General features: G+C 53.6%; 8 protein-coding genes and 3 pseudogenes. 10 read left to right on the top strand and 1 reads right to left on the bottom strand.

The window, feature by feature from the left end:
• Positions 1 to 15 precede the first annotated feature (15 nt).
• From ACZ5BW_RS04855 to ACZ5BW_RS04900, 10 genes and pseudogenes are all read left to right on the top strand, one after another.
• The gene (locus ACZ5BW_RS04855; RefSeq protein ID WP_464543070.1) at positions 16 to 747 is read left to right on the top strand and encodes an urea amidolyase associated protein UAAP1; all 732 of its coding nucleotides are present in this window, start codon (positions 16 to 18) and stop codon (positions 745 to 747) included.
• Entirely contained in the window at positions 744 to 1,439 is a 696-nt protein-coding gene (locus ACZ5BW_RS04860) for an urea amidolyase associated protein UAAP2 (RefSeq protein WP_464543072.1), read from the top strand. Before ACZ5BW_RS04855 ends, ACZ5BW_RS04860 begins: the two co-directional genes overlap by 4 nt.
• 45 nt (positions 1,440 to 1,484) lie before the next feature.
• Positions 1,485 to 1,682 (top strand): annotated as a pseudogene (locus tag ACZ5BW_RS04865) (biotin carboxylase N-terminal domain-containing protein); the annotation flags it as partial.
• 125 nt (positions 1,683 to 1,807) lie between these two features.
• Positions 1,808 to 1,915, top strand: a pseudogene (locus tag ACZ5BW_RS04870) (hypothetical protein); the annotation flags it as partial.
• A gap of 34 nt (positions 1,916 to 1,949) precedes the next feature.
• Positions 1,950 to 2,144 carry a DUF1989 domain-containing protein gene (locus tag ACZ5BW_RS04875; RefSeq protein ID WP_464574191.1) on the top strand — a complete coding sequence of 65 codons (195 nt, stop codon included), beginning with the start codon at positions 1,950 to 1,952 and terminating at the stop codon, positions 2,142 to 2,144.
• A 156-nt stretch (positions 2,145 to 2,300) separates the two neighbouring features.
• Positions 2,301 to 4,574: pseudogene (locus ACZ5BW_RS04880) on the top strand (5-oxoprolinase/urea amidolyase family protein); the annotation flags it as partial.
• A gap of 186 nt (positions 4,575 to 4,760) precedes the next feature.
• Positions 4,761 to 5,705, top strand: a complete 945-nt coding sequence (bioB, locus tag ACZ5BW_RS04885; protein WP_464543652.1) for a biotin synthase BioB — start codon at positions 4,761 to 4,763, stop codon at positions 5,703 to 5,705.
• 23 nt (positions 5,706 to 5,728) lie between these two features.
• The gene (gene bioC, locus ACZ5BW_RS04890) at positions 5,729 to 6,553 is read left to right on the top strand and encodes a malonyl-ACP O-methyltransferase BioC (protein ID WP_464543074.1); all 825 of its coding nucleotides are present in this window, start codon (positions 5,729 to 5,731) and stop codon (positions 6,551 to 6,553) included.
• Between the two features lie 77 nt (positions 6,554 to 6,630).
• The gene (uca, locus tag ACZ5BW_RS04895) at positions 6,631 to 10,287 is read left to right on the top strand and encodes an urea carboxylase (RefSeq protein ID WP_464543077.1); all 3,657 of its coding nucleotides are present in this window, start codon (positions 6,631 to 6,633) and stop codon (positions 10,285 to 10,287) included.
• A gap of 590 nt (positions 10,288 to 10,877) precedes the next feature.
• The gene (locus tag ACZ5BW_RS04900; protein ID WP_464543079.1) at positions 10,878 to 11,732 is read left to right on the top strand and encodes a hypothetical protein; all 855 of its coding nucleotides are present in this window, start codon (positions 10,878 to 10,880) and stop codon (positions 11,730 to 11,732) included.
• 52 nt (positions 11,733 to 11,784) lie between these two features.
• Here the strand turns inward: ACZ5BW_RS04900 and ACZ5BW_RS04905 are convergent, their stop codons facing one another.
• A complete protein-coding gene (locus ACZ5BW_RS04905; protein ID WP_464543081.1) occupies positions 11,785 to 12,414 on the bottom strand; it encodes a hypothetical protein in 630 nt (209 codons plus the stop codon).
• Positions 12,415 to 12,425: the final 11 nt, after the last annotated feature.

Raw genomic sequence — 12,425 nt, forward strand, 5'->3', positions numbered from 1 at the left:
GATGAGGAGAAAGACATGAACCAACCGGATGCCCATTTGTGGGAACAACATATTCCCGGCGGTTGCCACTGGTCTGGCATTCTGCGGCGCGGCACCACCCTGCGCATGACGGATGTCAACGGCGGCGCCAATGCCTCGGTATTGTTCTTCAATCAGGAAGAAAAACTGGAGCGCTACAACATGGCCGATACGCTTAAATCCCAGCACACCTTCCGCCTGACTAGGGGACATGCCTGCCATTCGGACATGGGAAGGATATTCTGCTGTATTACCGCCGATAGCGTGGGTTGGCACGATACAGTTTGCGGCCTGAGCGACGCCGAACTGATACGCCGGAAATACGGCACCGCGCGGTATCAGGAGCACCGCAACCAGATGTTCCGCAATGGACTGGACGGCATGCTGATCGAGCTTGGCAAATGGGGTTTGGGCATGCGGGACGTGGTATCCAATATCAATTTCTTCAGCAAGGTAACCGCCAATTCAGCCGGCGAACTCACCTTCCATTCCGGCAACAGCAAAGCGGGAGATCATGTGGATTTGAGTTTCGAAATGGACACGCTTGTCGTGTTATCCGCTGCGCCGCATCCTCTCGACCCCTCCACGACTTACCAGCCCGGTGCAGTCAATCTCACTGCTTTTGCAACCCCATCTTCGGTGATTGCCGAATGCGCGCATATTTCCGAAAACCAGCGTGCCCGGCAAAACACCGAATGTTTATATGCTTGTCATGGAGGTGCGGCATGAATGCGAATTCAAAGAGCAAGAATTTTGTTGAAAGCAGGTTGGATCCGGATGCGGCGGTGGTGGATGAAATCTGCCCCGCAGGCGAGCCCTGGGTCAAGATCGTCAGGGAAGGGCAGATTTTCCGGATCGTGGACCTGGAAGGCAATCAGGCCGTCGATACCCTGTTTTACAACGCCTCACACGCGGTGGAGCGCTATAGCGCAACCGATACCGTACGCCGGCAGAAGAAGGTCTATCTGACTACCGGCAGCAAGCTGTACTCGAATTATGGCAACGTAATGCTTACCATCGTTGCGGATACATGCGGACGGCATGACACCCTGGGAGGGGCATGCGCGGCGGAGAGCAATACCGTGCGGTATGCGCTGGAAAAATTCCCCATGCACAGTTGCCGCGATAACTTTCTGCACGCGCTGGCGCACGAGCCGGAGTGCCAGCAGCTCGGCATCAGCAAGCGCGATATTCCCAGCAATATCAATTTCTTCATGAACGTGCCGGTGACGGAAGAGGGGGGCCTGGAATTCGTGGATGGCGTCTCCGCGCCTGGCAAATACGTGGAAATGAAGGCCGAAATGGACGTGGTGGTACTGATTTCGAACTGCCCGCAACTGAACAATCCATGCAACGCCTACAATCCCACGCCCATTCGATTGCTGGTCTGGGACGATTCCAGTGAGATGAGCTTTACATAGTCCAGTTTCTATCCCGGCTGTTTTTCACTCAACCGAGAATAAATCATGTTTGAAAAAGTATTGATAGCCAACCACGGCGCCATTGCCTGTCGGATTATCCGCAACTTGCGGCGCATGGGGGTGAAGAGCGTTGCAGTCTATACCGAGGCAGATGCGCTATTGCGGCATGTGATCGAAGCGGATGAAGCGTACTGCATAGGCAGCGGCGTCGCCGCGGAAAGCTATAGCGCAACCGACATGATTCGCCGCCAGAATATGTTGTATTTGACCGCCGGAAGTCAGCTGTATTCCAACTTCGGCAATGTCATGCTCACTATCGCCCCGATACCTGCGGACGTCATGATACCGTCGGCGGCGCCTGTTCGGCTGAAAGCAACACCACGCATTATGCCCTTGAGAAGTATCCGATGCACAGCTACCGCACAGTTTTCTGCGTGCGCTCGCGCATGATCCGGTATGCACGCATCTCGGGATGAGCAAGCGTGATATTCCAGCAATATCAACTTTGTTATGAACGTGCCTGTAATGGAGAGTGGCGAGCTGGATTTCGCAGACAGTGTTTCGGCTCCCGGCAAGTACGTGGAAATGAAGGCCGAAATGGACGTTGTGGTACTGATTTCGAACTGTCCGCAACTGAATAATCCCTGCAATCCTATAACCCTACCCCATCCGCCTGCTCGTGTGGGACTGAGCCTTGCGGGATAGGCATGCGATCCCTTTTGCGAAAAAGCATCAACACAGCGGAATCGGGGATAACTCTATGACAGCCCTGCTGCCTCGACCGTGCGCAATACGCTACCAATGAATATGGAGATAAAAATGTCTGAAAAAACCCAGTATGCGGATAAACCTGTCACTTCCACTATCGACGTGCTTGATCCCCCCGGTGTGCAGACCACGATACAGGATTATCCTGGACGGCTGGGCTATTGGAATATCGGCGTGCCGCCTTCCGGACCGATGGACAGCCTGGCATTCCGCTTAGCCAACCGGTTGGTCGGCAACGAGGAAGGGCAGGCTGCGATGGAAATCACGTTCGCAGGACCCGCATTGCGCATCAACTGCGACAGTGTAATCGCGGTTACGGGCGCGCCAATCGAGGTGAACCTGAACGGCAAGCCGCTGTCACGGTGGAAATCGCAAAAAGTTGAAGCTGGGGCGTTGCTTACCTTCGGCGATGTCCTGGATCGGGGTTGTCGTGCCTATCTGGCAGTACAGGGAGGCATACAGGTGCCCGACTATCTTGGTAGCAAGGCTACTTTCATGCTGGGCAAATTCGGTGGCTATGAAGGACGTACGCTGCAAACAGGAGACGTGCTTGGCATCGTTCCAGCGAGCAGTCATACTCCGCGCGAAATCCCCGCAGCATCCATTCCCAGCTATGTCAATCACTGGGAGATCGGCGTACTCTACGGTCCCCATGGGGCTCCGGACTTCTTTACAGAGACGGATGTCAGCAATTTCTTCGCTGCCGAATGGAAGGTGCATCATAACTCCGACCGGACAGGGGTGCGTCTCATTGGGCCCAAGCCCAAATGGGCACGAACCGATGGGGGAGAAGCGGGCTTGCATCCGTCCAATGTCCACGACGTGGCCTATTCCATCGGAGCCATCGATTTTACCGGCGATCTTCCTGTGATTCTTGGTCCGGATGGCCCCAGCCTGGGTGGCTTCGTTTGCCTGGCAACCATGGCTCATGCCGAATTATGGAAGATGGGGCAGCTGCGTCCGGGCGACAGCATCTCCTTTCGCCAGATATCGGTGACCGATGCTCAGGTGCTCGAGACCGCACAGGACGCCCTCATCCGGAACCTGCGCACCCCGTCCGCACCCACCATCCCGGCGGCAAGAAAAGAGGACACTTCCGTCCTTCATGCCATTCCCGAAAGCGGGCAGCAACCGCGGGTGCTGTATCGACAGGGGGGTGACAAAAATCTGCTGGTCGAATATGGGCCGCTGGTGCTCGACTTCAACCTGCGCTTTCGCGTTCATGCACTGATGGGATGGCTCCAGAAGGCTGCGGAGGAGGGGCGGCTGCAAGGGATCGTGGATTTGACACCCGGTATCCGTTCGCTTCATATCCATTTCGAATCGAAACTCCTGCCACGAGATAAGCTCCTGGATATCCTTGTTTCTGCAGAGAACGATCTGCCGGCGATTGAGGACATGGAGGTACCCACACGTATCGTACATATGCCTTTATCATGGAATGACTCGTCGGTGCAATTGGCGATGAAGAAGTACATGCAATCGGTACGAAAAGATGCGCCGTGGAATCCCGACAATATCGAGTTCATTCGCCGTATCAATGGCTTGGACAGTATCGAAGAAGTCAAACGGATCATCTTTGATGCGAGTTACCTGATCATGGGTTTGGGGGACGTATATCTTGGCGCCCCCTTGGGCGCGCCGTTGGATCCGCGGCATCGCCTGGTCACCACCAAGTACAATCCCGCGCGCACCTGGACGCCGGAGAATGCGGTGGGAATTGGCGGTGCCTACATGTGCATATATGGCATGGAAAGTCCTGGAGGTTATCAGTTGGTGGGACGGACGGTGCAGATATGGAATAGCCATGTTCAGACAAAAGACTTCAAGGAGGGCAAGCCGTGGCTGCTTCGGTTCTTCGATCAGGTGCGCTTCTATCCGGTGACCGAGAGCGAGTTGATGGAATTGCGCGAGGACTTTCCGAAAGGAAAGTTCAACCTGCGTATTGAGGAAAGCACCTTTCGACTGAAGCAATATAATGATTTCTTGAAAGAGAACGCTGCCTCCATTGATGCGTTCAAGACGAAGCAGAAGGCGGCTTATATAGCTGAACGCGAGCGATGGAAGGCACAAGGCCAGGAAAATTACAGTACTAGTGAAATTCTGGAAGACGATGCTGTTCCGGATGAAATGGACCTTCCGGCGGGAACCCAGCCTGTGCGTACACACGTAACCGGCACGGTATGGAAGCTTCACGTCGGGGAGGGGCAACGCGTCAGCGCGGGCAGCCCCGTTGCGGTGTTGGAATCGATGAAGATGGAATTTACGTTGGCCGCTCCAGTTAGCGGTACTGTGCGGCGAGTGCTGTGCAAGGAGGGCGGACGCGTTTCCGCCAGACAGATTCTCCTGGTGATCAAGGAGGATTGAGATGAGAGCTCGGCGAGGTGAGCAGGTTGTGCTGCGAAATGCCGATTGTTCAGCCGCCGCTCGGAAGTATTCGCCATCATATATTGATTAAGGGACGTGCTAATGAACCAGCTTATTTCCAATATAACGATCAACAGAAAAGTGTCCAAGGAGTTGTTGGAGAGGCAAGCAGACGACATACCAGGAATGGTTGCCGAACCAGGACGCTGGAGTGTTTCGCAAGTCAAGGAAGTACTGGACTTGCCATTCAACGAACTGATTCATCGGGCGCAATTGGTTCATCGCCAGCATCACGATCCCAATGCAGTGCAGCTATCGACGCTTGTCTCGGTCAAGACCGGTGGTTGCCCTGAGGATTGTGGCTACTGCCCCCAGGCCGCACGTTACCATTCCGGAGTAGAGAATCAGAGCATGCTGTCACTAGAGGAAGTGGTGGAGGCAGCTGTAGCGGCGAAGGCCCAGGGAGCTTCGCGTTTCTGTATGGGAGCTGCCTGGCGTGGACCCAAGCAACGCGACATCGAGAAGATGACGGAAATGGTGAGTACGGTAAAAGCCTTGGGACTCGAAACCTGCGCTACGCTGGGAATGCTGAAACCTGGACAGGCTGAACAGCTTAAGGAAGCGGGGCTCGACTACTACAATCACAACCTGGACACTGCTCCGGAATTCTACGGGGAAATCATCACCACTCGCAACTATCAGGATCGGCTCGATACCCTGCAGAAAGTCCGTGATGCAGGCATCAATGTATGCTGCGGCGGTATCGTCGGCATGGGAGAATCACGCCATGTGCGGGCAGGTCTGATCGCACAACTGGCAAATCTTGATCCTTATCCGGAATCGGTGCCCATCAACCATCTGGTGCAGGTAGAAGGCACACCCCTTCACGGCACCGAGATCATGGATCCCCTGGAATTCGTTCGAACGATCGCAGTAGCCCGCATTACAATGCCCAAGGCCATGGTACGATTATCCGCAGGGCGACGTGAAATGCCGGATGCGGTGCAAGCACTGTGTTTTATGGCTGGAGCCAATTCGATTTTCTATGGGGATAAATTACTTACGACGGGAAATCCAGAGGTCGAGCGAGACAGTATCCTGCTCAACAAGCTGGGTCTGCATGCAATTTGACTCATCCCCGCAGTATTACCTAAATGAATGACAGCCATATAATCGATAAGCGTCAGCTACGAAACGCATTTGGACGTGCTGCACCGAGCTATGACGCTGCGGCGGTTTTGCAGCGTGATGTATGCGACCAGATGTTGGCTCGCCTGGATAATATCCCTTGTATCCCTGAGGTTGTTTTCGATGTAGGTAGCGGAACCGGGTATGGCACACGTAAATTGTGTTTACGTTATCCCACCGCGAAAATATTGGCGGTTGACATTGCTATAGCAATGCATGTCGAGTCGCAGCTGGTGAGCTGTTGCATATCGCGATCATCGATAGTCCCTTGGAGTCAAAGCGGGAGTCAGATTGCATACGTAGTGGCAGATGTGGAGGAGATGCCTTTTGATCGCGGTTGTGCCGGACTGGTATGCTCGAGCCTGATGCTGCAATGGTGCAATGATATCAGGCAGACGTTCGCGGAAATATACCGTCTGATGCAGGTCGATGGCTTGTTCATATTCAGCACTTTCGGTCCTGATACCTTGAAGGAATTGCGTCATGCGTTTCGTGGCGCGGATGATTATAGCCATGTCAATAACTTTGCCGCTGTTCGCGATATCAGGGAGGGGCTACTGGATAGCGGTTTTTCTTCCCCCGTCATAGAGAAAGAATATATTACCTCACAATATGACAACGCAATCAAACTCATGCGTGACCTCAAGGCCATCGGGGCTCATAACGTCACACATGGCAGACGACGCGGGAAACTGTCGTGGTATAAGGCCGTAAGCGCCTATGAAAAATTGCGTATCAGCGGAACGCTGCCAGTAACCTTTGAGGTAATCTACGGGCATGCGTGGAAGTAGAGTTTATATAGAATGCTTCGGTAGATAAAACAAGGCTGTTCCGGATAATCGTTTTTAGGCGTATCGGAGAATAGGGCATGTTTGAAAAAGTGCTGATAGCCAATCGCGGCGCCATTGCCTGCCGCATCATCCGTACACTGCGGCGCATGGGAGTCAAAAGCGTGGCGGTGTATACCGATGCCGATGCGATGTCCCGCCATGTGATCGAAGCGGATGAGGCATATTGCATCGGTAGCGGCGCGGCCACCGAAAGCTATCTGCGTGCCGAAAAGATCCTGGAGGTTGCGAGCCACGCGGGGGCAAATGCCATTCATCCAGGATATGGCTTCCTCAGTGAAAAAGCTGAATTCGCCGAGCAATGCGCTGACCATGGCATTTCCTTCATTGGCCCCACTCCCCACCAGATGCGTGAATTCGGCTTGAAGCACACGGCGCGCGAACTGGCGCTGCAGAACCACGTACCGCTGCTGCCGGGCACAGGATTGCTCGAAGGCCTGGATGATGCCTTGCGCCAGGCCGCCCATATCGGTTACCCGGTCATGCTGAAAAGCACGGCAGGGGGTGGCGGCATCGGCATGCGTCTGTGCTGGAACAAGGAAGAGTTAAGCGGAAACTACGAATCGGTGAAATACCTGGCGCAGAACAATTTCAAGGACGCCGGCCTGTTTCTCGAAAAATATGTCGAGAAGGCACGCCATATCGAGGTGCAGATATTCGGCGACGGCAAGGGCGGGGTGATTGCGCTGGGTGAGCGTGACTGCTCGATGCAGCGGCGCAACCAGAAGGTGATCGAAGAAACGCCAGCGGCTAATCTGCCGCCGCGCGTGCGCCAGGCGTTGCTGGAGGCGGCGGTGCGTTTGGGCCAGTCAGTCAACTACCAGTCCGCGGGTACGGTGGAGTACATTTTCGATGCTTCCACCGCAGAATTTTATTTCCTGGAGGTGAATACGCGGCTGCAGGTCGAGCATGGGATAACTGAAGAAGTGACCGGCATCGACCTTGTGGAATGGATGGTTCGGCAAGCCGCTGGAGATTTGCCGCCTCTGGATTCATTCGATATCCAGCCGCATGGGGCCTCCCTCCAGGTACGCGTGTACGCCGAGAATGCGGCCAAGGATTTTCAACCCTCCTGCGGTATCCTCACGGCGGCGGAGTTTCCGTCTCCCTCTGCCGCGCGCGTGGAAACCTGGGTGGAACGCGGTGTCGATGTCACCCCATTTTATGATCCCATGCTGGCAAAAATCATCGTGTACGCGCCGGACAGGGAGCAGACCATTGCGCGACTGTTGGAAGCCCTGGACGTGACAGCATTGCATGGGGTAGAAACCAACGTCGGTTATCTCAGGCAGATACTGCGCAGCGAGGCTTTTCGCAGCGGGCGACACACGACGAGCTTCCTGAACGGCTTCCATTACATCGCTCATACGGTCGATGTGCTCAGTCCCGGGGTGCAGACTACAGTGCAGGATTATCCCGGACGGACAGGATACTGGAGCATCGGCGTGCCGCCATCGGGACCGATGGATGGTCTGGCGTTTCGTCTAGCCAATCGGCTCGTCAATAACAGCGAGGATGCCGAGAATAAGGCCGGGCTGGAGATTACGCTTTCGGGCCCGGTGTTGCGCTTCAACTGTGACAGCGTTATTGCTGTATGTGGCGCGCCGATGGAGGTGCGCCTGGATGGTGAACCGCTTGCCTATTGGCGGGCGCATCGCGTCAAGGCCGGTTCGTTGTTGCAGTTCGGTAAGCTCGCAAATCATGGGTGCCGCGCTTATCTGGCGGTGCAGGGAGGAATCCGGGTTCCCGATTACCTGGACAGTAAATCCACCTTCACCCTCGGCCACTTCGGCGGACACGCAGGCCGCACGCTCCTTAGCGGCGACGTGCTGCATATCTTTGAAGCCGGAAAAGACGGTGATGGCGGATTTGAGCAGGGGCTGCCGGAGGAATTGGTACCGCGCTACACCGACAGCTGGGAAATAGGGGTGTTGTACGGGCCGCACGGTGCACCGGATTTTTTCACTGAAGAGGATATCGAAACCCTCTTCGCCACTGATTGGGAAGTGCACTACAATTCCAATCGCACTGGAGTGCGATTGATCGGCCCCAAGCCCCAGTGGGCGCGCAGTGACGGCGGTGAAGCAGGGCTGCATCCCTCCAATATTCACGACAACGCCTATGCCGTAGGCACTGTGGATTTTACGGGTGACATGCCTGTGATACTCGGCCCGGATGGCCCCAGCCTCGGCGGCTTCGTCTGCCCGGTTACCATTATCCAGGCCGAATTGTGGAAGATGGGACAGCTTAAGCCGGGAGATCGCGTGCGCTTTCACAGGATGTCGATGGAGCAGGCGCTGGCGCTGGAGCTACAACAGGATTCAAGGATAAAAGGCCTTCGGGTTCCACAAAACGTTTCATCGGAGGTGGAGCAGGGCGCAACCACCGAATCCACCGAACCCACCCCTGTGCTCCACTTCATCCCGCAAAGCGACGGTCAGGTGCAGGTCGTCTATCGCCAGGCAGGCGACAAGAATATCCTGATCGAGTATGGCCCGCTCGAGCTCGATCTCAATCTGCGCTTTCGCGCACATGCCCTGATGGAATGGGTGCGGCAGGCGGTTGGGGGAGGCAGGCTGAAGGGCATCTTGGATCTTACGCCCGGTATCCGTTCGCTTCAGATTCACTACGATTCACGCTTGTTGCAGCGCAATGAATTGCTGGATGGCCTGATTGCTGCGGAACAGGAATTGCCGGATATCGAGCATATGGAAGTGCCGGCGAGGATCGTGCATCTGCCGTTGTCATGGGCTGACGCAGTGACGCGGCTGGCGATCGAAAAATACATGCAGTCCGTGCGCAGTGATGCGCCCTGGTGCCCGAGCAATATCGAGTTCATACGCCGGATCAACGGCCTCGATAGTATCGAGGAAGTGCAGCACATCGTATTTTCCGCGAATTATCTTGTCATGGGGCTGGGTGACGTTTATCTGGGCGCACCGGTTGCCACACCCGTGGACCCACGTCATCGCCTGGTGACCACGAAATACAATCCTGCGCGCACCTGGACGCCCGAGAATGCGGTTGGCATAGGCGGGGCCTATTTGTGCATATACGGAATGGAAGGTCCCGGAGGCTATCAGTTTGTGGGCCGCACGGTGCAGATGTGGAACCGCTACCGCCAGACAGCCGATTTCAAGGAAGGAAAACCCTGGCTGCTGCGTTTCTTTGACCAGATCCGTTTCTATCCGGTTAGCGAAAGCGAACTGCTCAAGCTGCGCAAGGATTTCATTACCGGACACTTCAAGCTGAAGATCGAGGAGACAACATTCAGTTTGAAACAGTACAACGCTTTCCTGAAAGAAAACGCAGCATCCATCAGCGCTTTCAAAGCAAAGCAGCAGGCTGCGTTTGAAGCCGAGCGTGAACGCTGGAAGGCCGAAGGCAAGGCTGAGTACGTGAGCGAGGTTACGCTTGAGGAAGCGGATGCGCAGAGCGAACTGGATTTGCCCTCCGGTTCCCAGGCTGTCAGTGCGCATGTAACCGGCACGGTATGGAAACTGCTCGTCAAGGAAGGGCAGCATGTCGAAATGGGAAATCCCTTGGTAGTGGTGGAGTCCATGAAAATGGAATTCTCCGTGGAGGCGCCGGTCAGCGGTACGGTAAGACAGCTATTCTGCAAGGAGGGGAGCCATGTATCCGCCGGGCAGATGTTGCTTATCGTTCAAGAGGAGTAAATATGAGCAAGCCTGGTCTCTTGGGCGATATGCGAGGGCTACGCGGTAGCGGATGCAACGGATATCAGCCAGTTCGGGGGATGGCGGGGTTATCTGGAATCAGCGGATGCCTCTATTCTCTATTAAGAGCGACGAGGTGATGGGTGCCACGCCCTCCACGTAAGAACCTTGTTATCCTGCGTCAGGATGAGGTTTCCCCAGTTATCGGGGATAAAGCGGGGATAGGGTTGTGGATAAGTTCTTAAGCCTCTGTTTCAGCTTAAGCTATCCAGACTGCTCAGATTTATTGCAGCGTTATTTCAGATGACTCAGGCAAGCTGGGCCGATCACAACGCTGAAAAATAACTCTTGGAATGGCTCTGGAAACCCAAGCGGGTCACTGATAGCTTGATAGCGCCATTCGGATTTTGCTTATTTTGTTCGCACATTATCCAAATAAACGATAAAAATGATTACTGCAAAATCCCAGAGAGTCGTTTATTCTAATTCTAATAGCAAGCTGATGAAAATCTATATTTCCTTGGATTCTGTAAGTAAAAAACAAGGGAGCACTTTCCCTGCCGTGAATCCTTTTCGGAGGATGAGATGATATGACAAGATTACCTTACTCGAAAGTGCTATGGAATAAAAGTAGAGGAGCTAACGGGGTTACGTATTATGAAGATATGACTGCGGAGATATTTGAGGAGGTACCAGTAGAACAGGCTATAAATACATGTAAAGAATTTATAAGCGGAAGAATATTAAATAGTCGACCCTTAGAACCCCCGAAACAAGTAACTCTCGAAGAAACTATAAACCTGATACTTTCAGTTTTATTAAATGTTGGATTTTACGGCTTCTTAATCTGCTGCGCATCCGAGCTGACAACGGGCAGTAAACAAGTAGATACAACAATAAACTCTTTATTAGGCTTTGCTCTTCTTATATTTCTGTTTACCGCTATTTCTGCGCCTTCATTACGCAGGAGAGCTGCCTTCCTTGATAAATATGAATTTCCATCAGAACTTAAAAAAGCAATCATAAAGCATTACCCAAGCCTATCCGACGAGCACTTGTTATGGATTTTGGAGGGCTTGCGACAGTATCTTAAACTAAGAAGCGATGGATCTGGGAGTCTGCCTTCCAGAGCTATTGATATTGCTTGGCAAGAATTTACTCTGTTGACTTCAGCTTATACAGAATTCTGCGAGAAAGGATTAGGAAAATCCCTTGGGTATTCCCCTGGCGCGAAGGAGCTTTCTGAACCAATTGACTTAGATATGAGAATGTTGTTTGAGGAAGTTTGTCATTTTGAAGGAATAAATTCATCGTACCCTTCACGGCTACCCTTTCTATTTGCACTTGACTTGGCGCTAGGCATTCCAGATGGATTCAAGCATTCTCTTGAAAAAGATTATGCCATTAAGCCAAACGAGTATCCTTGGCATAAGGTCGAGAGTTGAGCGCTTACCGGAAGATCTACTCATTGTTCTTCGTGTCCCGTTCTCCACGCTATCACCCAAATATTCTCTTCCAGTTTGAGAGAACAATCACGATAAAAAGAAACACCAGTGCCTGGAGCCAGTACTTGGACGCATAATCTTTCCAGTCCGTTCCGACTTTGATCGGTATCTGTAACTTGAACTCGGTACCAGCGGGACGTTTACCGTCGAGATAGAGGGCGTATTGTCCAACCGAATCGAACTTGAATGCCTGAGTGAGAGTACCGGATTCATACACCTGCGGTGGTATTGACAGCAATTCCTGCTCCCCATTTTTGTCCGACAGTTTGACTAACCGAAGCGCCAGGGGAGCATAGCGGGCAGATTCAGGATAAAGCAGATCCAGCGTTACATTGAGTGTGCCAGGACTTGGCACTTTACCGCAGAGGACGGGAACCGCCTTGGCGCTGGTTGGGTCATCCGGTATTTCGTAGTCGCTGGGGATGAAGTAGGCAGAATAGCCCACAAGCAGGGTCTCGGTTTCAATGGTGCAGGTCCCGCCGCGATAGCCTTTTGGATATGTTGACGACCGATCGCCCTGAGAGCTCACGTGAAACTGTGCTCCCACCGCCACCATCAGCGCCACAAATCCTGTTACAACCAGAAGCCGCATACCCGGCGGCAATTTATGCCAAAAATCCATGCCGTTCTTTC

The sequence above is a fragment of the Nitrosospira sp. TNL300 genome (assembly GCF_055385915.1).